Annotated in this window: 14 protein-coding genes; 11 read left to right on the top strand and 3 right to left on the bottom strand. The window is 44.4% G+C overall.

The genetic code is table 11. The annotated features are described in order from the left end of the window. Positions 1-156: 156 nt before the first annotated feature. The gene (locus tag GGD38_RS21945) at positions 157-1,278 is read right to left on the bottom strand and encodes a 5-(carboxyamino)imidazole ribonucleotide synthase (RefSeq protein ID WP_375301347.1); all 1,122 of its coding nucleotides are present in this window, start codon (positions 1,276-1,278) and stop codon (positions 157-159) included. Between the two features lie 125 nt (positions 1,279-1,403). Further along, positions 1,404-2,738: a TlpA family protein disulfide reductase gene (locus tag GGD38_RS21940; RefSeq protein WP_375301346.1), complete on the bottom strand. Its 1,335-nt coding sequence runs from the start codon at positions 2,736-2,738 to the stop codon at positions 1,404-1,406. Positions 2,739-3,146: 408 nt separating this feature from the next. Here GGD38_RS21940 and hppD point away from each other — a divergent pair, with 408 nt between their 5' ends. Together hppD and GGD38_RS21930 are read left to right on the top strand one after the other, a co-directional pair. After that, the gene (gene hppD / locus GGD38_RS21935; protein ID WP_375301345.1) at positions 3,147-4,274 is read left to right on the top strand and encodes a 4-hydroxyphenylpyruvate dioxygenase; all 1,128 of its coding nucleotides are present in this window, start codon (positions 3,147-3,149) and stop codon (positions 4,272-4,274) included. A gap of 681 nt (positions 4,275-4,955) precedes the next feature. Next, positions 4,956-6,146 carry a L,D-transpeptidase family protein gene (locus GGD38_RS21930; protein ID WP_375301344.1) on the top strand — a complete coding sequence of 397 codons (1,191 nt, stop codon included), beginning with the start codon at positions 4,956-4,958 and terminating at the stop codon, positions 6,144-6,146. Between the two features lie 225 nt (positions 6,147-6,371). Here GGD38_RS21930 and GGD38_RS21925 read toward each other — a convergent pair whose 3' ends face one another. Then, positions 6,372-6,524, bottom strand: a complete 153-nt coding sequence (locus GGD38_RS21925; protein WP_375301343.1) for a hypothetical protein — start codon at positions 6,522-6,524, stop codon at positions 6,372-6,374. Between the two features lie 254 nt (positions 6,525-6,778). Here GGD38_RS21925 and GGD38_RS21920 point away from each other — a divergent pair, with 254 nt between their 5' ends. The 9 genes from GGD38_RS21920 to GGD38_RS21880 all read left to right on the top strand — a co-directional run bounded on the left by GGD38_RS21920 (position 6,779) and on the right by GGD38_RS21880 (position 25,195). Further along, a complete protein-coding gene (locus GGD38_RS21920; RefSeq protein WP_375301342.1) occupies positions 6,779-9,466 on the top strand; it encodes a 4-alpha-glucanotransferase in 2,688 nt (895 codons plus the stop codon). Between the two features lie 143 nt (positions 9,467-9,609). Continuing rightward, positions 9,610-10,638 (top strand): dipeptide epimerase, encoded by a 1,029-nt coding sequence (locus GGD38_RS21915; RefSeq protein ID WP_375301341.1) that lies wholly within the window; start codon positions 9,610-9,612, stop codon positions 10,636-10,638. Positions 10,639-10,688: 50 nt separating this feature from the next. Continuing rightward, on the top strand, positions 10,689-11,312 hold the full coding sequence (locus GGD38_RS21910; RefSeq protein WP_375301340.1) for a hypothetical protein: 624 nt from the start codon (positions 10,689-10,691) through the stop codon (positions 11,310-11,312). Then, on the top strand, positions 11,306-11,896 hold the full coding sequence (locus GGD38_RS21905; RefSeq protein WP_375301339.1) for a hypothetical protein: 591 nt from the start codon (positions 11,306-11,308) through the stop codon (positions 11,894-11,896). Before GGD38_RS21910 ends, GGD38_RS21905 begins: the two co-directional genes overlap by 7 nt. A 170-nt stretch (positions 11,897-12,066) precedes the next feature. Continuing rightward, positions 12,067-12,417, top strand: coding sequence for a hypothetical protein (locus GGD38_RS21900; protein ID WP_375301338.1), 351 nt, complete (start codon positions 12,067-12,069; stop codon positions 12,415-12,417). Between the two features lie 264 nt (positions 12,418-12,681). After that, complete coding sequence (locus tag GGD38_RS21895) at positions 12,682-17,070, top strand: hypothetical protein (protein ID WP_375301337.1); 4,389 nt, start codon at positions 12,682-12,684, stop codon at positions 17,068-17,070. A 26-nt stretch (positions 17,071-17,096) separates the two neighbouring features. Next, on the top strand, positions 17,097-19,166 hold the full coding sequence (locus tag GGD38_RS21890) for a fibronectin type III domain-containing protein (protein ID WP_375301336.1): 2,070 nt from the start codon (positions 17,097-17,099) through the stop codon (positions 19,164-19,166). 22 nt (positions 19,167-19,188) lie between these two features. Next, positions 19,189-23,397 carry a hypothetical protein gene (locus tag GGD38_RS21885; protein WP_375301335.1) on the top strand — a complete coding sequence of 1,403 codons (4,209 nt, stop codon included), beginning with the start codon at positions 19,189-19,191 and terminating at the stop codon, positions 23,395-23,397. A 28-nt stretch (positions 23,398-23,425) separates the two neighbouring features. Continuing rightward, a complete protein-coding gene (locus GGD38_RS21880) occupies positions 23,426-25,195 on the top strand; it encodes a hypothetical protein (RefSeq protein WP_375301334.1) in 1,770 nt (589 codons plus the stop codon). The last annotated feature ends 25 nt before the right edge of the window (positions 25,196-25,220 follow it).

Below are 25,220 nucleotides of genomic sequence, written 5' to 3'. Positions count from 1 at the left end.
GTAAACAAGAAAAAATATTCCGTATTAATCAAGTCTTAATGCGGAGTATACGTTTCCTTGTTTACCGTTTAGTGTTACTTGTTTCACGCCCGCAAAATTAATGTATTAACAAAGGCCCATTACCAAAAAGGGTATGAACGGCAGGCTGAACGTATGCTAACTTACGACTTTTAATATGTTTTTAATCCTGTTCGCTTTATACGTTAAATCCTGTCTTTCTTTAGAGACGATAGTTACATGTCCCATCTTGCGGCCAGGCTTGGTTTGTTTTTTTCCATACAGGTGAACAAATACATTCTCCATTTTCAACACCTCATCTAAACCTTCATATTTAGCTTCGCCTGTAAACCCTTCGGCGCCTACTAAATTTACTATAGCAGCTGGTAAAATATGATCGGTGTTGCCTAGCGGATATTGCAACATAACACGCCATAACATATCAAATTGCGAACTGTAATTTGCTTCTATAGTATGATGGCCACTGTTATGAACACGTGGGGCCGTTTCATTCACGAAAACGTCGCCCTGTTTATCAACGAATAGTTCAACTGCAAAAATACCCGGGCTTTTTAGTCCTTTTACTACCGCCAGTGAAATGGCTTCTACTTTCCATAATACGCGGTCGGTCATTTCGGCCGGCGCAAGCTGGTAATCGAGCAGGTTAAGCCTGGGGTCAACAATCATATCAACAGGCGGGTAAAGGGCTGTTTCCCCCTTATCGTTTACAGCAATGATCTGTGAAATTTCGCGGTGAATGGTCACCATTTTCTCCAGCACCGCCGGCGCATCAAAACCTTTTTCGATGTCGGCAGCGGTATTTAGTAATTGAACACCGCGGCCATCATAACCGCCAACGCCTACTTTGTGAACGGCCGGCAGAAAATTGGCATTAGCTCTTAATTCGGCCAGGTTTTGGGTAACAACAAAAGAAGAAGTGGGTATGCTTGCTTCTTTGTAGAACTCTTTCTGAAGTATTTTATTTTTTATAGTACGAAGGGCCGAAGGGCGGGGGTATACCCGTACACCTTCCTGTTCAAGTTTATCGAGCGCCTCATCGTTCACCGATTCAATTTCAATAGTAATGGCATCCAGTCCTTTCCCGAAATTATATACATCATCAAAATTGCGAATATCACCTTTTACAAAATGATGGCATAAATGGGCTGAAGGGCACTGATCGTCGTTTTCAAGGACAAAGGTTTCTACGGGATAGTTGGCAGCAGCCTGTAATAACATTCTACCTAATTGTCCGCCGCCAAGGATACCAATTTTTTGCATGCTTAGTATTTAGTTAAGCGGCAAAGATAAGGAAGTGAAGTAGTATCAGGGCAATGAAGCGGGAAGTGGGGCAGTGCCGCTCCAAATAAACTGGAACTTACTGGCATATAAGTGGTTAGGGTGCATTAAAGGCGTAATTCCACGTGCTTCACCGCGCCCGATGCATCAAGGACAATATACCTTGGAATAGCAGAAATGAACAACCAGGCAGCCAGCACACTGTTGTAATTATTGATCAATAAATACTGTGCTTTTTCAATCTTATGTTTTTGAGCCGCCATTTTCCACTTTTGTTTATCTGTATCTAATGACACATAGCATACAGCATAATCCTTTTCCAATTTTGCCACTTTGGGCAACGATTGTATACAGGGGCCGCACCAGCTGGCCCAAAAATCAATCAGCACTTCTTTGCCGGTGTACAATTGCAGCAGCTCTTTCAATGTGATGGTGCGCCCATCGGGCGTTAACAACCTGGCGCCGGCCAATACCATTGAATCAATAGGCCTTCCTTCCCGTAGTTGTTTAAGACAGGCTACTGTAATGGGTTGTAAATAGTTCTTTGGAAGTTGTAACCTGTTCACCTGCGTAAGTAATTGCTGTAATCTGTCGTTACTGATGTTTTTTCTAAAGGAAGAATTTATCATCAGGGCACTCAATAACATACCCCTGGTTTTACCGGTAAAAGAATCCAGTGCATGGTCCAGTGCCACTGTTCTGTAATTGCTGCTGTCTTTCAGCCGGGCAATGGTAGTTACATAGGACACGGTAGCCAGGGCGTAGGGCAACAGATTTTCCAGTTCATCTTTTTGAAAATCGCTCAATTGGAATTGCTTTATATACCGGCTGCCGCTTTGGGGGAATTGTTTTTGAAAGGTGGCAGAACTCTTATAAAATAGCAATGCAAACAGGTGCAGGTATTTTACATAAGCCGAGACCCAGGTATACGCCTCGCGCGACATAGTGTTTCTTTCCCGGGCCTCGTTTAGCATTGCATATCTTACAGCTGTTACTGAATCAACCGCCTGCACATATTCTTCAAAATTATCATCTGCTTTGCGGTACTTTTCAAATGGTGCATTAACCGATTTAATTGCCTGGTAAATGGCATAATTTCCGGGAAACCTTCCGCCGGCTATTTCATATTTATTGGCTGCCTTGTTAAAAGTTATTGCTATGGAATCATTGCTGCCTATTATAAAATAGGCGCCATCTAAATTCATAAGCAGTGCCGTGGCTGTTTTATAGCTGTAGCTTTTTATTGCGCCCGCACTTACAGGTACCATCAGCTGTAACAAACGGTCGCCGGTTAGTTCATTATCGCTTGTAAGCTGAAGGGTATCGGCTGCTGTATTATTTGACCCATCTACTGTAACAACCAGGGTGCCGGCCAGTAAACCAGTATTGATACAAAGCAAAAAAGCCAGCAGTATGGCCCTGTTTAGCCTTATGTAAAACATTTAGCAATGTGTTTGTTATAAAGTTACTTATAAAGCGCTGCATCACCTGGTGCATATAACTTCTAATAAAATAGTTTTCAATATTTTATTATCTTTGTTGCTGCAAATGAAACCCGATTACCCACATAAGGTTTTTAACGACAAACGCATGGGCTACTTCCTGCTGATGGAGGCCCTTGCCATGGACAGTCTTTATGAGGTAGGAGATAAGAAGTAGGAAGTAAGAAGAGTCTTTCATTCGGACCTCAAATCCATTCCCTAGCCTTAAACTTCGTACTTCGTACCTCTTACTTCGAGTTCGTATCATACGATTCCCCCACTTACATTTCTATTCACCGCTGCAACCAGGCAATTATTGTTAATTGTTCTGTTTGTGCTATTGCTTAAATACCGTTTAAACAAAATAGTATGTCAAAGACATTGATGGCGGCTGCGCCTAACACACAAACCGATTTTCTCCCCCTTGAAGGCACCGATTATGTGGAGTTTTATGTAGGCAACGCAAAACAGGCGGCCCATTTTTATAAAACCGCATTCGGCTTTCAGTCGCTGGCCTATGCAGGTCCCGAAACCGGGGTAAAAGACCGCGCCAGCTATGCGATAAGGCAAAACAAACTCACTTTTGTATTAACTACGCCTTTACGTGCCGGCAACCCCATAGCCGATCACATTTACAAACATGGCGATGGCGTAAAAGTACTGGCCCTTCGGGTACAGGATGCTACCAGCGCCTGGGAAGAAACTACAAAACGCGGCGGCAAAAGCTATATGGAACCTACCCGCCTTACAGATGAACATGGCGAAGTAGTGCTTAGCGGTATTCATACCTATGGCGAAACGGTGCATCTTTTTATTGAAAGAAAGAATTACAACGGCGCTTTTATGCCCGGGTTTAAAGAATGGAAAACCGTATACAATCCTATCTCAACCGGTCTTGAATATGTTGACCACTGCGTGGGTAATGTAGGCTGGAACCAGATGAACAAATGGGTAGGTTTTTATGAAGAGGTGCTTGGCTTCCGCAACATCCTGAGCTTTGACGATAACGATATTTCTACCGAATATTCGGCCCTCATGAGTAAGGTAATGAGCAATGGCAATGGCTTTGTAAAATTCCCTATCAATGAGCCCGCAGAAGGTAAAAAGAAATCGCAGGTAGAAGAATACCTCGAATATTATGATGGCGAAGGCTGTCAGCACGTAGCACTGGCCACCAACAATATTGTTGAAACCGTAACCACCATACGTGACCGTGGCGTTGAGTTTTTGAAAGTGCCAACCACCTATTACGATGACCTGCTAGACAGGGTAGGGCATATTGATGAAGACCTGGAGCCGCTGAAAGAGCTGGGTATTTTGGTTGACAGGGATGATGAAGGTTATTTATTACAAATATTTACCCGCCCTGTTGAAGACCGGCCTACGCTGTTCTTTGAGATCATTCAGCGCAAAGGCGCTAAAAGTTTCGGAAAAGGAAACTTCAAAGCCTTGTTCGAAGCCATTGAGCGGGAACAGGAACTGAGGGGTAACTTATAATAATTATTGAGAGAATCTGCTAATTAGAAAGTCCGGCCGAAGCTAGGGTAACAAATAGCTGAGGCTGGGCTTTTGTTTTGTCGGCAATCAGCAATAGTGTTCGAAATTTAAGGCCTCGCGAAGCCGTAAAACGTGAAACGGCAAACGTGAAACGGTTTCTTATATTTCTGAACTCCGCACTTCTTCGGCAATCGGCAATCGGCAATCGGCAATAGTGTCCGAAATTTAAGGCCTCGCGAACTCGTGAAACGTGAAATACACCCCACTATCTAACTCCTCAACTCCAAATCCTGCTTGCAATTAATCGCGAGTTCAGAATAAAGGCCTGTGAACAATGAACTGTGAACTATGAACCTCCCGCATATCGAAAAAACTGAACAACTGAATAACTGAATAACTCAAGGGGTTTTACTTACAATCCATAAACATTAATCCTTATTTATTGTTGAAAGAATTGAAACTGAACAACCCTCGGTGCTAAATTTGAATTAATAAGCAATTAGCAACACCAACACGCATTACACAGCTTTGCAAATGACATACAGCAATTTGTACATTATCCACAGTGTTAATAAGCTAAAATGCTTTTTGGTGCTTTGTTTGTATTAATTTTAACACCGATTGACGAAAGTGCAATAAATAATCATAACCTATTTTGCGTTCTAACTCCAGTTAATTTACATGAGATACTCGTTTATACTTTTACTGGGGGCATTGTGCCTTATTAAAACAGCTACCGCGCAAACCGCTGCGGCCGCCAGTATTAATTTTATCGATTACCAGCGCTCCCTGCCTCGTATCAGCGATGCGTTGAAACGTAAGGAAGACACGCTGATGAAGCAGTTCCAGGACAAACGACTTGCCTGGCCTGCCAAATACCTCTACATACGTTCCTTTAAATATGATAGCCAAATTGAAGTTTGGGTAAAGCAGGAACTGGGCGATAAGTTCACCCTGTTTAAAACCTATCGCGTATGTGCGCTGGCGGGATCATTAGGTCCCAAACGCATGCAGGGCGATTACCAGGTACCCGAAGGGTTTTATTACATAAATGAATTCAACCCAAGAAGTCAGTACCACCTGTCGCTGGGCCTGAATTATCCCAACGCCTCAGATCGCATACTAAGCGATTCACTGATGCCTGGTGGCGATATTTATATCCACGGCAGCTGTGTAACTACAGGTTGCATACCGGTAAATAACGAACAGATCGAAGAGCTGTATATTCTTGCGGCGCATGCCCGCAGTGCCGGCCAGGATTTTATTCCGGTGCATATTTTCCCCATCCGGTTCGATAATGCACGCAGCGGCGAATATCTGAAAAAGTATGTAAAAGATTTTCCTGAATACAAGGAACTGTCTGAAGAACTGAGGCACGCCTATACTTACTTCGAAAAAACAAAGAAGCTGCCTATAATCATGGTAGGCAACAAGGGCGATTACCTGGTTGAAGGTATTCTTCCGAAGGAAAAAGAAGTAGTGGTGGTAAAGAAAGAACGCCGTCCGCTGAAAACGTATAATCCCAACGATATTTCTGCAGTAGTAGAACGTTTGCCCGTTTTCCCTGGCGGAAATGAAAAATTCCAGGCCTTTATCGATCAGCTAAGTAAGGACATGGTGCCTTATTTGCTCGATCACCAGACAAAGACCTTTGCCCAGGTTGAATTTGTAATTGATAAGGAAGGAAAAGTTATTTATGCCAATGTACTCAAAGGCGGTAACGACGATCTGAACGACAAAATAATTGAAGCATTTGAGAACATGCCGCAGTGGAAACCGGCCGTAAAACACGATCAAACAGTTGCTGTTAAATTAAAACAGACGGTGTTTATTGAGAAGGCAGAAAAGCAGGTTGTTGGAAGTGTGCAGTAGCGTGAAACGTGAGACGTGAAACGGCAAAGGGTTGCCGCTGGTTCAGCCACCCGCTAATTTTTAAGCATCTGAAAGTGTAAGCTCAAAACATATTTAAATGAATAATGCCCCGCCGGAATGGTGGGGCATTATTTTTATAATAAACTGCAATAAATCGAGATCAAAGTGCATAACAGCAAATCTAACCTTAGGGCATTTTCACGTTTGCCGTCTGCCGTTTTACGACTAAATAATGTCCATAGCCAGAACAAAGAACGTGCACACGAAGGGCAGGATCATGGTTAAATAAGGCCAGCCGGTTGCAATAGCAAAAAGAAATGCAGCAGTAGAAACTAAAAACAGGATCCAGTACAAAGATTTATTAGCGCCTTTAGCCATATGGTAAAAATTTGCCGCAAAAATATAACGAAAGATCTATACCTAATAGAAAATGGGTGTGTATTTTTTACTATCTTTCAAACTTCGAATCCCATCCGGTTTTGGCCTGCTAAATGTCCTTGAATATCCCGATCATGAAGGCCTTTATTGCCTTTTTTTAACCTGCTTGCTATAATTTCGTTCTGAAAATGAACGCTTTATCTGGTTTTAACCGTACGTGAGAACCCCGGCATTTATTATTAAACCAAACCATTATGACAATTCATTTCTATATTAGATTTTATACCCGGCCCGGCGAATCATTGTATGTTATTGGCAATACCGACGAATTAGGCAACAATGACCCCAACAAGGCATTTCCTTTAACCTGGCTTAGCCACGACCTGTGGACGGGCACCGTTACAATCAATAACCCACAAACCGATATCGTTCAATACACCTACATCTACAAAGGCATCGATGGCAACCAGGTACAGGAACAGGACGACAATAAACACATCCCTATTTCAAAAAGTCCCATGCAGGAAATAAGGGTATTGGATACCTGGAACCCGCCGGGGGAATTTGGAAATACTTTTTATACCGATCCCTTTCAACAAATACTGCTCAAAGAAAATGAAACCAAAACCAAGAGCAAGGCAGTAAAACATGCCACCCATTACTTTAAGGTAAAAGCGCCGCTGCTTCAAAAAAATGAAGTGGTTTGCTTGCTCGGCAGCAACAGGGACCTGGCCGATTGGGACGAAACCGATCCGGTATTGCTACATCGTGAAGGCAACTGGTGGACGATAAAACTAAACCTGCCAAAGGAATCATTTCCCATTCAATACAAATACGGGATCTATAATACAAAAAGCAAAGAATTTGTACGGTTCGAAGAAGGGGAGAACCGCTGGCTGCACGGCGATGCCCTCGTAAACACTCTTACCATTTTGCACGATGGTTTTTTGCACCTTCCCAATAGCACATGGAAGGGCGCTGGCGTGGTGATACCGGTTTTCAGTTTACGCAGCAAGAACTCATTTGGGGTGGGGGAATTCACCGATCTGAAATTACTGGTTGACTGGGCCGCAAAAACCGGCATGAAGATGATACAGATACTACCGGTGAACGACACTACAGCCACGCATACCTGGGTAGATTCGTATCCGTATGCCGCCATTTCAGCATTTGCGCTACATCCGTTATACCTCAACATTAGCAAACTGGCCGGTAAAAAATATGCCGACCTCATAAAACCGTTGAAGAAGAAACAGGTACTGCTGAACGAGCTGCCCCATGTGGATTACGAAGCGGTAATGCACACCAAGCTTGCAGCCATAAAAGAGCTGTACATGGTGATGAAAGATGAATGGTTAAAAGATCCCGATTTTGCGAAGTTCTTTTACCAGAATGAACACTGGCTGGTGCCCTATGCGGTTTTCTGCAGCCTGCGCGATCGCCATCAAACGGCCGATTTCAACCAGTGGAAGGGAAATAATATTTATAATAAAGAAGCCATACAAAAGCTGGCTTCACCCAAGGGCAAACAGTACGATCAAATAGCCATTCACTACTTCATACAATATCATTTACATAGCCAGTTACAGGAGGCAGCAGAGTATGCACATAAGAATGGCATCATACTAAAAGGCGATATTCCGATTGGTGTTTACCGTTATGGCTGCGATGCCTGGGTTGAACCTGAATTGTACCATATGGAAATGCAGGCGGGCGCACCACCCGATGATTTTGCTGTGCGCGGACAAAACTGGGGCTTTCCTACGTATAACTGGGACCGTATGGCTGCCGATGGTTACGAATGGTGGCACCAGCGGTTTGTACAAATGAGCAATTACTTCGATGCATTTCGAATAGATCATATTCTGGGTTTCTTTCGCATCTGGAGCATTCCAATGCACGCTGTAGAAGGCATTATGGGCCGTTTTGTACACGCCGTGCCCATCCATATTGTGGAGTTTGAACAACGTGGTATTTGGTTCAACCCGGCCAGGTATTGCCAGCCATATATAAATGATGCCGTGTTGTGGGAACTGTTTGGGCCAAATGGAGAAAAGTTTAAACCATACCTCAATGCTGCCGGAAATCAATACACGTTAAAGCCTGAATTTGCTACACAGCGACAGGTGGAAGCGCATTTTGATGCACTAGAAAGAAGTGAAGAGAACCAGCACTTACGGCAAGGCCTGTATGATCTTATTTCAAACGTGCTGTTGTTTGAACAACCGGGTTCAAACGGAACAGAATTTCATTTCAGAATTAGTATAGAAAGCATCACATCGTTCCATCATTTAGATGGCCATTTGAAGGAACAGTTAAAGGCGCTTTACATCAATTATTTTTACGAGCGCCAGGAACATTTTTGGATGCAGGAAGGGTTACGTAAATTGCCGGCGCTAAAGCGGTCGACCAATATGCTTATTTGCGGAGAAGACCTGGGCATGGTGCCGCATTGCGTACCCGTGGTGATGAAGCAGCTGGGGGTGTTGAGCCTGGAAATACAGCGGATGCCAAAAGATATTCATACCGAATTCTTTCATCCGGCACAGGCGCCGTACCTGAGTGTAGTAACGCCGGCAACGCACGATATGAGCACGGTTCGCGGCTGGTGGGAAGAGGACCGCACAAAAACGCAGCGGTTCTATAACAATATCCTGGGGCAATGGGGCGAAGCGCCACCCACATGCGAAGCATGGATCAATAAGGCCATTGTGATACAGCATTTGCAATCACCGGCTATGTGGGCCACCTTCCAGTTGCAGGACCTGTTGGGCATGAACGAGATCTTACGCCGCGAAAACCCCGAGGAAGAACGTATTAATGTACCCGCTATACCAAAACATTACTGGCGGTATAGAATGCATCTTACGCTGGAGCAGTTGTTGAAGGAGAAAGAGTTTAATACAGAGCTCGAAGAGTATATTAAAGATTCTGGCAGATAGAAGCTGAATATTATTATAGGTTAATACGTTGATAAGTTGATAAGGTTGAAAAGGTGATAGAGGATTTAATTGTATTCCTTTATCAACTATATCAACATATCAACTTTTCAACTTTTTCACATTTCACGCTCAACCAAACCCCAATGAAAGTAGCATTTAAGTCATTCAACCTCCCATTCAAATACCCTTTTACTATTTCAAAAGGAACAAAAACCCATCAGCCCTCGTTAGTTGTACAACTGGAATTTCGTGGCTTTGTAGGATATGGCGAAGCGCCGGCCATTACGTATTACAATATTCCCGTTGATAAAATGGAAGCCGATCTGAAACAGAAAAAACTGTTTGTAGAGAAGTTTGCATTCACCGATCCCGAACGATACTGGCATTACCTGCATCATTTATACCCGCAAAACAATTTCCTCGTGTGTGCATTGGATATTGCCGCCTGGGATATGTACGGCAAGCTTCGCCAACAACCGCTGTACAAACTGTGGGACCTCGATATGCAAAAAGCGCCGCTTACCGATTATACCATTGGCATTGACACCATTGAGAAAATGGTAGCCAAAATGCAGGAAAAGCCGTGGCCTATTTATAAGATCAAACTGGGTACCGACCAGGATATTGAAATAATGACCGCATTACGTAAACACACCGAGGCGGTACTTCGGGTTGACGCAAACGCCGCCTGGACGGTGGAGGAAGCCCTGGAGAAACTACCCGCGCTAAAAGACCTGGGTGTTGAGTTTGTTGAGCAGCCGCTGGCAAAAGACGACTGGGAAGGCATGAAGCGGTTGTACAACGAGTCGCCATTGCCATTAATAGCCGATGAAAGCTGTGTTGTGGAAGGGGATGTACAAAAATGTCATGAGCATTTTCATGGAATAAATATAAAGCTCACCAAATGCAGCGGCATAACGCCCGCCCGCCGCATGATCACCAATGCCCGCTCCCTGGGTATGAAAGTAATGGTAGGCAGCATGAATGAAAGCACTGTTGGCTCAGCCGCCATTGCGCATCTTGCACCTTTGCTCGATTACGTAGATATGGATGGCCCATTGTTACTGGCCGAAGATATTGCTACCGGTTTACAATTCGATAATGGAAAAGTGACCTGCAGCGATGCGTTTGGGCTGGGCGTGGAGGTAAAGGATACTTCGGTGTTTGAATGAACAGTTGGCCATCACTATTAGAAATTAGAATAAATTACTATTTTGGTCGAATGAAAACATTCCCGGCATTATTCCTTTTGGCAATACTCGCCTCATTTTCCGCCTTTACCCAAACTACGCTCCCCATAAAAACCGGCAACTACGAAGAAACTGTTGACCTGGCATATGATAAAAGCAAGGGTATCATTTCTGGCATAATTTCACGGTCAAATTATGATAACCCAAACGGACCCCGTATTTCCTGTTCTTTATTGTTTCTAAGTTCACCCCAATCAAAAACAATAGGCCCCAATAAATACCAGGTACGCTTCTTTAACGAGGGCGATACTTCCGAAGCAGGAAAAGGCTATATTGAAATTATCAAAACCGGTATTAACGTTAAATGCTATGGGCGTTTTTCAAGTTGCGATAACTTACTGGACCTTGCCGGCGAAACCGGCGAACCCTTTGGGTTTTCAACGGCTAAATCATTTATTTCGGCCAATACTATTCGCAACGCCAAAGCAACTATTTATAAAACAGCTTCCGATACAGCTAAAACAAAGATGTACCTGGTAAAAGGCAACTTCATTAGTATTATGACAGTAAATGATAACTGGGTGTCATTTGAGTATATGACTTTCTCGGGAAAAAGAATAAAGGGCTGGTTGAAAAAGGAAGATGTAGCATGGTAGTTAATAATAAATTATCCCCGGTTTTATATTTCCTGGTTGCAGGGCTTGTTTCCTGTGGCATGCGAAAAGTATATTTAGGAAATAATACAACCGCTGTTCCCAAAAACACCAAAGCATACAAAAACAGGGTCAGGTTTGATTCTACGGTATTAAAGAATATTGATACCAGTATAGTGTACGAAGAAATAGGATATCTCCATATGGACAGTCTTTGGTTAAGAAGAAAAGCTCCGTTTACCTCTCATTACACACATTATGGAGTTCTTAGGTTTTATTCAAATGGTTTTATGAACGAATTTATCGTTGATTCAACTAAGCCATTAATACCTAAAAATTTCGATCCCGCTTATGCTGGTTATAGAGGCGTTTATTACAGGAAGAAAAGCCACATACAATTAGAATTATTAGGCCCCGTTAATGGATTGCAACATATGGGAAAACTAATATTCTATATTGAAACCAAAGGAGACACATTGATTACGTCGCAGGGAAGATCAGCATTCACCAGGCATGTATATGTTAAAAGAAAATTACCACCGGAATATTTAAGTTATACAAATCCCGACTTCACCAAAACAAATTAATTCTCAAATCGCTTAATATTAAACTCACCGCTCTTCTTCATCGTTATTTCATAACGCATACCATTACTAACTTCTACCGGATTATCTGACTCGTAATCGCCCTCAGATACATTTTATTCCTGGCTTCTGAACTTCCTGAGAAAACAATAAAATTTGAATTAGCCAACCAGTTGTTCGAGCTAAAGGATACATCGGTAATTTCACCCAATGCAGTATACGTTCGGGGAAAAAACACCTATAGTTTTATCCGCTTTTTTAAAGACGGTAAGGCATTGGTAAGCTTCGACTACCTCAGCTATCCAACCGAAGAACAGTTTAATGATTTCAGTTATTGCCGGCCTGCCTACTATACTATAAAAGACGATCAGGTGATTGTTGAATTTTATCAGGGTAAGGCATCGGGCGTTATGCGCATGGTTGCCCGTCGCCTCAATAATGGCGGGTTGGAATTTAGTTTCTCGCAGAAACAAGAAACCGGTTTTTACAGGAAAGATCATACGAAGTTGTATAAATGGCTATGACATTGAGTCTCCGGGAAAAACAACTTCCCGGAAAGGGAAAATACCACTTATGGGTTAGTCACCTGCTAACTGATTCATTTCTAGTTTTATATAACTGTAACAAATACTTTAAGTTAGTTTAATACATCACTGTTAATAACCAGTGATAATATGTATTGCTATAATTGTGACAAAAGAACGTTAGCTCCTGTTTGCATTAACAAAAACAGTTTATTACTTTCGGGCTACCATATACCTTAATCACAGTTAACCCTGTCCGAATCCATGAGAATGATCCGTATCCTGATCAAAGGCATCCTATTGCTTTTAACCCTAACCTGTCATTTTGCTATCACGAAGGCTTTCGGGGCAAATTACGCAGATACCTCTGCCAGCGTTTCAAAGATCTCAGGCACATTACAAAAAATTATTGGAGAGAACAGGCTTGTTGGAGAATTTAAAGAATCCGACATGGCTTCGTTACCCGTTGGTATTCTGAAGGAGATCAATGGCAAATCGTATATCATTGCCATTGATAAAGCACGCTTTACACCACAGGGTGCTTTTTTCGATATCTACGCACAACTTACCTTGCCCGGCACCGATGAAGCGCTTTCATTTGCAGCGGTAAATGTTGCCTTCACTCCAGGCGGTATTGCCGCAGCAGCCGGCACCCGTCTTGAACTGGTAAGCAACCACGTTATAAAGATCAACAATAAGGTAGACCTGGTTATTCCCGGCGATCGCAGCAATTATATTGAATGGGATTGCAACGGCTTTAAAAGCGTGAACCTTAAAGGACAATTTGAATTTGAAAAAGACTGGCTTGAACCGTTATATGAGAAAGACCAAAAAGTTGTTGCCTCGTTTCAAATAAATGCCAAAGACCTGCATAACATTCTGGCCCGGGTCGATATGACCCCTTTTGCCATTAAAGGCGTTCAGGACTTTGGTTTCGAGGTAAAGGAAGCCGTTGTTGATATGAGCGATATTGCCAATCCTGATGGACTAATGCTTACCAGCAGCGATCTGGCGGCATGGGATGGCGAACCAAACCTTTGGAAAGGGTTCTATCTTAAACAGCTTAACATCTTTCTTCCGCCTCAGCTGGCCAACGGTAAAGGCGAACGGCCTGTAGTAAGCGCCACCGATATGACCATCGATAACAGTGGTCTTTCTGGTAAGTTCAGCGCTGCTAATCTTATAAAGATCGGCGATGCCTCCGCAAGCGGATGGCCTTTGTCGGTAGACTATATTGAGGTACAACTTATTCATAATAAAGTAGCCGGCGGCTCGCTCAAAGGCGATATCAATATTCCGTTCTTAGGCGACAGCGCCATGCGCTACCTCGCCGCTGTTGAAACCCGGCAGGATGATATCTATTATGCCTTTGTACTTGAAACTACCCAGGAGAAAAAGTTTGAGACCTTCTTAGGCGATATTCATTTATATCCTAACAGCCAGATAAAGATTGAACGATATAAAGGGCAATTTATTCCCAGCGCGGTGTTGCATGGTAAAGTTGACCTTAATAAAGGCATATTAAAGGCGCCCGGTATCGCCTTCCAGGACCTTACCATCAGCACCCAAAAACCTTATGTTCATAAAGGCACCCTTAGCCTCGACGGAAGTGTTGGTTTTAAGATCGGCAGCTTCCAGTGTGGCTTTGATGATATTTCAATAGGCTTTTCAACCGGCCAGTTTGCCATTGGCGCCAAGGTGCGCATTGGCTTAATGAATAGTGAAGACAAAGGCTTCGCCGCCACCACCGGCGTTATGGTGCTGGGTAGTGTGAAAGAAGTGACAGAAACCGTTAGTAATGGCAAATTCACTTACGAAAGAACGCATACAAAGTGGAAGTTTGAGAAAGTAAAAGTGAATGATATTGCGCTGCTGGTTAAAACCACCGCGTTTGAACTCGACGGAATGATCGCTTTGTATGAAGATCATCCTGTTTACGGCAATGGATTTAAAGGTAAAATATCACTTAAAATACCGGCACTGCCATCCAAGATGGTGGCCCACGCCATATTCGGATCAAAAGACGATTACCGCTACTGGCACGTAGATGCATTTGTACCTATACGTATTCCTGTAGCAACCGGCTTCTCCATCCGCCGTTTATTGGGTGGCCTCTCGTACCATATGGAGCGGCCCCCTGTGCCCGACCCGTATAGCATTGGCGAATCTGATAGTACCGGCATGAAGAATGCCGATGAGCTGCTAAACTATGTTCCTTCACGTGAGGCCGGACTTGGTTTCCTGGCCGGCGTTACTATTGCCACCGATCCTACGGCAACGGTCTTTAATGCCGATGTAATGCTCGAGGTCATGTTCAGTACCGATGGTGGTTTGCGGTATGTGCAGTTCGATGGTTCTGGTTACTTCTTCTCAAACCTGTCGCAGAAAACCGAAAGCGAAGCGTCGCAGGCGCCCATTACGGCAAAAGTGTATATCCGCTATGATAACACGAACAGCTCATTCCACGCCAGTGTAAAAACTTATATCAACGTATTTGGCATAATAAAAGGTACCGGCCCCAATAACCTTGCGGTAGAAGCCGTAATGCATTTTGAACCCGGTCAGTGGTGGATGTATGTAGGTCGTCCTTCACAAATGATGGGCCTCAGCATTGCTGGTCTTGCTACTGTACAAAGTTATTTCCAGGCTGGTACAAGGGTAGAAGATATGCCGCCGCCTCCGCCCGAAGTAACCAGCGTGCTCGATGTTGGCTCGGGTAATTTCATGGAAAAGGAAAATGCTATGAGCACCGGCCGGGGTATTGGCTTCGGTATGCATTTTAAAGTAGCAGTAGGTATTGGAAAAGACAAAGGCTTTATCTACGCGTTCCTTGGCCTGGGAGCAGGTACCGATATCCTGTTGCGCGATTATGGTGAAGCGCGTTGTAAAGGTAGCAGTGGCCCCATTGGTATCAATGGCTGGTATGCATCAGGACAGGCCTATGCTTATTTGCAGGGTCGGGTGGGCGTACGGGTTAAAATACTCGGTCGCAAAAAAGAGTTCGATATCTTATACCTGTCTGCAGCCGCGCTATTACAGGCCAAACTGCCTAACCCGGCATGGTTCCGTGGCGCCGTTGGGGTTCAGTATTCTATTCTCGGTGGTTTGGTTAAAGGAAAAGCCACTATGAAATTCGAAGTGGGTACCGAGTGTGAAATTGTAGGCGGAAAAGAAATAGATATAAAGATCATCAACGATATGCAACCGGGCGATCTTTCAAAAGATATCAGCGTGTTCAGCTCGCCACAGGTAGCCTTTAACCTGGCCATTGGCAAATCGTTCAGTATGATGAACAATGAAGATGTGGTAACTACCTATCAGATAAAGCTCGATGAATTTAAGCTTACCGGTAAAAACACCGGCGATATTAAAGGCGATATTGAATTGAACGATAATAAAGATGCGGCCACCCTGAACTTTCGCGACATTCTGCCGCCCGATGCCGACCTGGTAGCATCAGTTAAACTGCACATTGAAAAATGGACCGGCTCAACATGGACGCCGCTAACTGAAGGTGGTAAAGTTGATTATGAAACCAAATCGGTGACCTTCCACACCGGCACGGCACCTGGGTATATTCCTGCGGAAAACATTGCTTACAGTTATCCCGTAAATCAGCAATACAACTTCTTTACAAAAGAATACAATCGCGGTTATGTGAAACTGAAACGCGGTCAGCCTTACCTGTTCACAGAGAACGATAACAACGGCAGCTGGAAATATAATGTACGTTTTGAAGCGGGCGATGGCAGCGTGATCAATACGCCCGTGTCTTACGACATTAACAATACACAGGTGAACTTTGAAATACCCGCTAACCTGGCGTCAGAAACGGTATATCGCCTGGGTGTTGTTAAAACACCGGCCAACACGGTATCGGCCAATGATAATGTAACCGCACAAAGTACCACTGTTGAGGAAGATGATAATGTTACCACCGTCACCGAAAATAAACTGAAGGGAGTGGCGCTTGCAGCTACCGAAACTTCACTGATGGAACAGGCTTTCAGGACCAGTAAGTATACATCTTTCCGTGAAAAAATGAACGCAACATCCAATACTATGGACCTCATGGATATTGCTACCGATTATGTGCCGGTTATTGGAAAACGCTTCGATAGCTACGAAACCTTCGACAAGTTTGAATTGAGTGGCGATGGTAATAATACAAAACCGCTGTTATTCGGCCGGGCTGTACCAAACAGCAACTGGTTGCAGAATAAGATCATACCGTTAATTTATCAGCAATACCCAATGGATAACGACATTACCATCGATCAGCGCGATGTGAAATTGTTGGGTTCACCACCATTATTAGCGGTGAGCGTATTCAATAACGATCCGGCTACATACCAGTTAACAGGCGAGGCCGCCAATGCCGGAACTGCGCAAACAGTACCGGGGCGTTTCCGCATCATGTACTTCTTGTCGTATGTGAGCTATCGCGATTACCAGGAGCTATTGTCGAAAGCAGTAGCCAAATACCTATCTGGTAAAACGGCACTGGTAATGCCAGCGGGTGTAGGTCAGTTAATGAGCACTACCTATCCCGAAATGGAAATAAATCAACAATATTCGGTTGAGTTGAATTACCGGTTACCAGGTACAAATACAATTACATCAACAGTTAATTATAATATCCTGTATAAATAAAGCCAACCCATTAATCCCTTAGAACTATGAAAGCCTTATACCAATTGATGGTGTTCTGCCTGTTGTGTGCACCTGTTGCTTTCTCTCAGCAAAAGCAACATGCCATAATGGCCCTTGCCAGCCCTCGTTACGACTCCATTACGTTGCGATGGGCGCCTGCAGGCCAGGTGGCATGGCAAACAGGTAACAAATATGGTTACATTATAGAACGCTTTGTGGTGGCGCGCGATGGAAAACCGGTTGAACTGGCCGGGCAGCATGGATCGCAATTAACAACAGCGCCCATTAAACCATTGCCCGAAGCGCAAATGGAACAACTGGCGGTTAGTAACGATCGTGTAGCGCTGGTTAAAGAAGCTATTTACAGTAAAGACTTTCAGCTAACGACACCCGAAAAAGGGATCGGAAATTTTATAACCCAGCAGGGCGAAGCCGATATGCGATACGGCTTTATGCTGCTTGCCTGCGACCTGAGCCCCGTAGCGGCCAATGCGGCCGGATTGAGATTTGTTGACCGGTCGGTAAAAAAAGGCGAACGCTATGCATATAAGATCTCGGTTGCGCAGCAACCCAAGGGCGCAAGTATTGAACCCGGCGTTTGTGTTACCTCGTTACAGGAACCACTAAAGCTGGCGCCGCCACGCGAATTCTCCGTTCAATGGGACGATAGCCTCGCCCGCCTGCAATGGCTTACCAATATTGATAAAGGCATTTATACTGCATATGTAGTTGAGCGGTCGGCCGATGGAAAAAGCTTTACACCGGTAACTGATCTGCCTGTTATGCCTTCGGCCGAAAAGCCCGGCCACCCGTTTAGCTTTTTTATTGATAGCTTAACCGATAATGAAACTACCTGGCATTATCGCATTAAGGGTTTAACGCCTTTTGGCGATGCCGGGCCGTATTCGCAGGTAGTGAACGGTCATGGTATGCCGGCGCTTGAATCGCCCTTCATAGATAGTATTGCATCTATAGACAATAAAAAGATCTATCTGCAATGGCATTTATCGTCTTTATTAAAAAGTAAAACGCAGTCGGTGGTGGTTACCAGGGCGCCAAAAGCCGAAGGGCCTTATAAAGACATTTCGCAGCCACTCGATAAACAGGCTGTTACGTTTATTGATGAAAAGCCCCCGGCCGATAGCTACTACCGTATAAAAATAAAAACAACCGATAACCGTACTGTGTATTCATTGCCCGAGCTGGGCCAGGTAATTGATATGCAGCCACCAGCCATGCCGGTTGGGGTAAAAGGTAAAATTGACAGCACTGGTATTGTACACCTTGAATGGGATGCAAATACCGAACCCGATCTTAGGGGTTATCGCATATTCAGGGCCAATGCCATCCATGAAGAGTTTACCGAAGTAACCCGCCGCATTTTAAAAAAGAACAGCTTTACCGATACGGTTAAGGTGCAAACCCTTTCTGAAAAAGTATTGTACCGGGTAGTGGCAGTTGATAAAATGTACAACCCTTCGCAGTACTCGCAGATATATACGTTGAAAAGACCAGATAAAGTAGCGCCGTCTGCACCTGTGTTTACGTATTGCCGGGTTCAGGATACCATTGCAGGCATTTTATTACAATGGAAGAACAGCAGCAGTGAGGATGTGGTAAAACAGGTATTGTACCGGGTAAATAGCCAGGTTGGCAGCTTTAATAAAGATGTAGTGTTTACCGATTCTACCAATACCATTCACGAATGGATAGACACTACCGTACAACCCGGTAGTAAATATTATTATGAGCTGGTGGCTTTTGATGAGGCCGGTAATATAGCGAAGAACCGCAGCGGCGACATGGAATATGAAACCGCTTTTCGCCCCGCCATCAATGACATAAGGGCCCTGGCTAACCGCGAAAAAAAGCTTATCAGCATTGAATGGAAACACGACCAGGAACCTGCCATCTATTATGTTTACCGCTCAGTAAATAACCAGCCCTTCCTGTTATATAAAAAGCTCACAGGCAAACAAAAGTCTGTTACCGATGAAGGAATAAAAATAGGCAACGGTTACGCGTACAGGATAAAAGCCGAATGGACGAGTGGTAAAACCACCAAAATGAGTAAACCTGTATCAATTCAGTATTAATTCAATTTATTTCATGATACCCATGAAAAAGACCTTATTGCTATTGTTAACCGGCATGTTTGCAATGATAACTGCCAGGGCCCAAATTCAGGTTGAGATCGTTGTGAAAGCGATCTATTGTGATTATCAAAATGATGGGGGCGATGACTATGGCGGCCGTTTCCGCTTTTATAAAGATGATCCGCAAGATGCCTGTGGTAAACTGATGCACCCTTTGTGTAACAATGCCGATGAGCGTTGTATAAAATTACCCAGGCAAAAATATTACTACAACGATGCCTTTTGGAAGCCGCTGAACACTATTACCTTACCGGCAGGCACCAATTCGTTCACCCTATATATGCGCAGCCACCACGAACGGCAGCGTGATTGTACTTTTGGAAGTAATAGCGAAGAATGTGAGGCAGAGAATAACAGTTGTGGAGATGGTGATAGCCACGAATTACTCACCAATATGACTGTTAATGTCGCCGATTTCCCGCCGGGCGTACTGGTGCCATTAGGCCGTTTAACAAACAATGACGCAAGCTCCAGTGCATATGCCGACCTGTACATCAGGTATTCCATTACAACACCTAAACAGCCTGTTCCGCAGCCCAATGCCTCGTTAACCACGTTTTGCGCCAATGATGTACTTGAGCTGGCTACCGATGTGCTGCCCAATAATTCAGGATTACAATATACGTGGCAATATGGCTTCGAAGGTGATACGTATGAAATAATGAACCCCGATAAAAGTTTCCAAAACTATAAAAATGAATGGGGCGATTGCGGCCACTGGGAGTATGATCCGGGGTTTGGAGATTATTGGGTGTCTGGCTGGGATTGCGACCTGCCCGATTATATCACCATCCAAAACTGGAACACTTTAACGCCTGCTAATGCCAATACCGACCGTTTTGCCCGGTTCACACCCCAAACGGCAGTATTTAATAATAACCTTACCACCAGCAAAAGAGTGATGTTCAAAGTAAAGGCATCGAGTACAGAGGGAAAGGAAAGCTCGTGGTCAAACACATCTATTTACACTTTCCTGCCGCCACCACCTATTCTTACCCAATCGAATTTTACAATAAAAAAATCCTGTCCGTTCCCAAACAATGGCCAGGTTGTAATTCCATACAATGCCATTAGTACACCGTTTACACAGGTACGTTGGTTACTGAAGAACGGACACTTCAACAACAGCACCTGCTCTATTGTATTTAACGACGATGAAACTATTTCGAGCACCTGTGGTTTGATTGAAAAGAAAAGTGATGGGTTAGTCAATGTGCCAAAATCAGCTTCCGATGCGCCTATCGTGATCGATAATTTGCCCAAGGGCGATTATACCTTATGGGTGATAAATCCAGGCGAAAGTTCCGGTAATTGTTATTATCCGTTGAATATTACCATTGGAGAATATCCCGAACTCACCATCACTAAATTATCATCAAACGATCTTTCGTGTTTTGCTGCCGGTGATGGTGCTTTAAAAGTACAGGCCGCAGGCGGAGACCCGGGTAGTGGTTACCAGTTTAAATTAAAGGCAAAAGATCATCCGGAGCTCAATACCGAATATGCAACTATCACAGGCGATGTATTTGAACGCACCGGTTTACCCGCCGATGAGTATACCATTTACATGAAAAATGCCTGTACACCCGAAAAGACCCTGCCGATCACTTTAACAGAACCAACAAAAACAAGAGGAGAGGCCATTTTCAACCAGGCTACCTGTTATGACCCTGCCAATGGCAGCGCTGCAGTAACCGTGTTGCAGGGTATGGGCAGGTATACCTATGAGTTATGGAAGAATAACGTTAAGGCGGCAGAGAATGCAGGCGTTACCAATCAAAATCATTTATTTGGCAATTTATTGCCCGGTAAATACCAGGTTAAAATACTGGACGCCGACCGGCTTACCTGTGCCGGCTGGGATACAACGGTTACCATTGTTGCTCCGCCTGTGCTTACAGCAACAATAAAGAAAACCGATAGCGTGAGCTGTTACGGCGGTAATGATGGCGTTATTGAAGTAAAAGGAGATGGCGGCAGCGGCCGGTATGTATTTACTTTAAGAAGTAACGGCACTGTTATAAGCACTAATACCGATGGGTTATTTAATGGCTTAACGGCAGGCACCTATGAGTTAACCACTTCAAAACCTGCCGATGAGAACTGTAACGATAATGATGTGCAAATGGTAACAGTGCCACAGCGTGGTCAACTGGTGGCAACCATGAGCGTTACACCGGTAACCTGTTTTGGCAAGAATAATGGAATAGCAGATGTGTTGGCAACGGGTGGTTCAGGATCTTATTCTTACTACTGGGAATATTGGAATGGTACTGCCTGGCAACACAATCCTTTCTGGTTCGCAACCGATAAACAAATTAGTTCGCTGGAACCCGGCAGGTACCGCGTAAAGGTTTCGGATAATAAATCAACATTAAATTGTTCAATTTATTCGCAGGAAGTAACAGTAAAAGAACCTGCCAAACTGCTTATCACCAACGTGCAAACTACCGATGCTGCCTGTAAGGCAGATGGTGGCCGTATTAAAATTACCGCTACTGGTGGTAATGGCAATTATACTTACTATTATTCAGTAGGTGATCAGTTGCATTATATAGCGTTTGATGAAAATACCCCGCTTACCATTAACGGCGATTATTATGTAAAGGTTGAAGATCCCAAAGGATGTTCAATAGAAGATAATACCGCGTACCCCATTAGTTTACCGCCAACACCTATGGACTTTACCATGCTGTCTTCAGACTATGACGGCACTTCGGTGGGTTGTTATAATGGCAGCAACGGCAGCATAACCATTACAGCCACCGGCGGAAGCGGCAGCGGGTACGTATATGCTATAGGGCACGCCGCCTATCAAACGTCCCCGGTATTTGATCAGTTAACTTTCGGAACTTACGCTATAACTGTAAAAGATAAACGTGGATGTGAGTTAAGTAAGAACATTACCTTAACACAACCAACACGGCCTTTACTGGGAAGTATTGTCAATAAACAGGAAGTAGGCTGTCCCGGTACACCCACCGGCTCATTTGGCATCAACATTCAATATGGCCGTGCGCCCTATCAGTATAGCATCGACAACGGCAAAACGTTTCAATCTGCCCCTGTATTTACCAGCTTGTATACCGGCACCTACCAGGTGGTGGTAAAAGATAAATTCGATTGCCGGTGGACAACCAGCGTTACGCTTGTTTCTACCATACCGCTGGTAACGTATTCGAACAATGTTACCAATGTGCGTTGTTTTGGCGGCAATGATGGGGCAATAAAAGTTACTACCGGCGGCGGACAACCACCTTACCAGTATAAATGGGAAAACTTTACCAATACAACCGATCAGTTGGCCGGTGTTATTGCCGGAAAATATGTGCTGCATGTAACAGACGGGGCCGGCTGTTTAAGCAATGATACCGTATTGGTGGCGCAACCCGCCGCTGCTTTGTCGGCCATCACTGCTGCACAACCGGTTTGTGTTGGTTCAAACGGAAGCATAACGGTAAGCGCCAGTGGCGGCACGCCTCCTTACCAGTATTCATCTAACAATGGAAGCACCTTCCAAAACAATACCGTGCTGGGCAACCTTACTGCCGGTACTTACCAGGTGGTAATAAAGGATAATAATAACTGCCAGGCTTCGTACCCCGTAGTCATTAACCCGGCCAATGCCATGCCCGAGATCAACTTCCTTGTAGCATCGGGTAAAAATGCATTGGATACGCTGGTGATAAAAGAAGTGTCATTGCCAATACCAGATTCAGTACACTGGAGCTTTGACCCGGCAGCGCAGGTAATTGAGAACGGCGCATCGCCCCGCATAAAATTCAATAGCAATGGAAGCTACTGGGTTGCCATGACCGGTTATTTCAAAGGGTGTGCGTATACACTCCGTAAAACAGTGTACATAAACCCATACGATGCCAATGCCGGATTGGTGTATACGCCGCCGGTGCAGGTAATAGATACGGTAACGTTATACCCCAATCCTAATAGCGGCCAGTTTTCGGTACATGTTAAACTAAACCGCAAACAAAAACTCATCATCCTTATACAGGATATGGGCTCGGGCCGCGAAATAGCGCGCCGTGCGTATGACCCGGCATTGATCACCGACGACCAGTTTGTACTGGGAAATATTAGTAATGGCACCTATGTATTGAGAGTGATAGCCGAAAACGACAGTCGCGATGTGCTGTTTATTATAAACAGGTAATGCCCTTAACCCTAAACCTTAACAACCGATGAAAAAAGCCAAACTCCTCACCCTGTTTCTGTGTTGCCTTATTAGCAGGCAACTGTATGCCCAGGCTATTGATGAGCTGGGGGTGAAAAAAGGCGTAAAGATCAATGGATCGGTAAGCGCCAATAGTGTGGCCTATATGGCCCATGGAATTGATTCCCGGCGCGATCCGTTCAACTGGTTCTTACAGGGTAATCTTAATATCAACCTTTTCGGTTATAATATGCCGTTCTCCTTTAGCTATAGTAACCAGGGCCGCAATTTTGCCCAGCCGTTCAACCGGTTCCAGTTTGCACCATCGTATAAATGGGCGCGGGGTTACTTTGGCAATACCAGCATGACCTTTAGTAATTATACCCTGGCAGGCCATATGTTCAATGGGGCCGGGGTTGAATTAAGTCCGGGTAAATGGCGTGTGGCAGGTATGTATGGTACATTACTAAAAGCTGTTCCGTTCGATGTAAACAATAAAGAAAGCTATAACAGCGCCGCTTTTGAACGCAAGGGCTGGGGCTGGAAGGCCGGGTATGAAGACAAAGGCAACAGTTATAGCATCTCATTTTTTAAGGCAAAAGACGATGCAAACTCCATTCCTTTTGTGCCTGCCGATGCCACGCTTACTCCGCGTGAAAATACAGCAGTGGCGGTATCGGTACGGCAATCGTTCTTTAAACGGCTGTTCACCGATGTGGAGTATTCGGTATCGGTACTTAACCGCGATGTACGGGCCGTTAAAAGCGCTGAAGATAGTTTGCAGGGCCAGTTTAATTTAGTGAAACAATTCCTTTCACCTTCCGCGTCTACAGTGTACTTCGATGCGCTGCAGGCCGGTCTTGGTTATACCGGTAATTTCTATAGTATTCAAATGCGTTTCGAAAGAGTGGCGCCGGGTTATACAACATTGGGAGCTTACAATCTTGTAAACGATATGCGCAATATTACCATTGCACCTTCGGTGCAGCTCTTTAATAACCGGGTGCAAATATCGGCCAATGCAGGTATACAGGATAACAACCTCGATAATACAAAAACCACTACTACCCGCAGATGGGTGGGCAGCGGTAATATCAGCGTTATACCAAATCAGCATTGGATGGTAAATGGATCTTATTCCAACTTTACCACCTTTACAAGAGTGCGGCCCGTATACGATCCTTATTTTAGTAATCCGCTCGATTCACTCAACTTTTACCAGGTAAATACCAGCTATAACGGCGTGGTGGCTTATCAGTTTGGTGATAAAAATATAAGGCACGGAATAATGCTAACCCTCAATTACCAGCTGGCAGGTGATGCACAGCCTTCACAACAGGGGACCGAACCGCAGAAAAGCAATTTCTACACCGCCAATGCCGGGTATACATTTAACCAGTTGCAAAAAGACCTTTCGCTAACAGCCGGCGGCAATTATTATGTGCAGGATATGCCGGGCGCACGCACCTGGTTTACCGGTCCTTCCCTTAGCGCAGCAAAAACATTGCTTAAGAAAAAGCTCAGGCTGAATGCCACTTCGGCTTACAACATAACAAGATCAACGGTAAATAATGTTACCACCCGCAACGGTGTATGGAACAATGCACTGCAGGCCTCGTTTACGCCACAGGCGCAAAGTAACCCAACGCCCAATGGCAGCGGTATAACCAACAATAAAAAAGTAACAGGACGGCATAGTTTAAATGCAGCAGTTAATTACCTGCATCAACAGGCAGTAGTTCCCCGTCCTCAGTTTTCAGAGTTAACGGTAACAATGGGTTACAATTTTAGTTTTTAAAACATGCTGCTGGCTTAATAGCACA

Source organism: Niastella sp. OAS944, from assembly GCA_024809215.1.
GTDB lineage: Bacteria > Bacteroidota > Bacteroidia > Chitinophagales > Chitinophagaceae > Niastella.
The sequence above is the reverse complement of the archived record's forward strand: the minus strand, read 5'-3'. Positions and strand labels throughout refer to the sequence as shown.

Excerpts from the sequence above, each read along its gene's own strand:
- GGD38_RS21915 (WP_375301341.1), top strand. The coding sequence starts at position 9,610 with ATGAAAGTAGCATTTAAGTCATTCAACCTCCCATTCAAATACCCTTTT.
- GGD38_RS21925 (WP_375301343.1), bottom strand. The coding sequence starts at position 6,524 with ATGGCTAAAGGCGCTAATAAATCTTTGTACTGGATCCTGTTTTTAGTT.
- GGD38_RS21945 (WP_375301347.1), bottom strand. The coding sequence starts at position 1,278 with ATGCAAAAAATTGGTATCCTTGGCGGCGGACAATTAGGTAGAATGTTA.
- GGD38_RS21885 (WP_375301335.1), top strand. The coding sequence starts at position 19,189 with ATGAAAAAGACCTTATTGCTATTGTTAACCGGCATGTTTGCAATGATA.
- GGD38_RS21890 (WP_375301336.1), top strand. The coding sequence starts at position 17,097 with ATGAAAGCCTTATACCAATTGATGGTGTTCTGCCTGTTGTGTGCACCT.
- GGD38_RS21895 (WP_375301337.1), top strand. The coding sequence starts at position 12,682 with ATGAGAATGATCCGTATCCTGATCAAAGGCATCCTATTGCTTTTAACC.
- hppD (WP_375301345.1), top strand. The coding sequence starts at position 3,147 with ATGTCAAAGACATTGATGGCGGCTGCGCCTAACACACAAACCGATTTT.
- GGD38_RS21920 (WP_375301342.1), top strand. The coding sequence starts at position 6,779 with ATGACAATTCATTTCTATATTAGATTTTATACCCGGCCCGGCGAATCA.
- GGD38_RS21880 (WP_375301334.1), top strand. The coding sequence starts at position 23,426 with ATGAAAAAAGCCAAACTCCTCACCCTGTTTCTGTGTTGCCTTATTAGC.
- GGD38_RS21905 (WP_375301339.1), top strand. The coding sequence starts at position 11,306 with ATGGTAGTTAATAATAAATTATCCCCGGTTTTATATTTCCTGGTTGCA.
- GGD38_RS21910 (WP_375301340.1), top strand. The coding sequence starts at position 10,689 with ATGAAAACATTCCCGGCATTATTCCTTTTGGCAATACTCGCCTCATTT.
- GGD38_RS21930 (WP_375301344.1), top strand. The coding sequence starts at position 4,956 with ATGAGATACTCGTTTATACTTTTACTGGGGGCATTGTGCCTTATTAAA.
- GGD38_RS21940 (WP_375301346.1), bottom strand. The coding sequence starts at position 2,738 with ATGTTTTACATAAGGCTAAACAGGGCCATACTGCTGGCTTTTTTGCTT.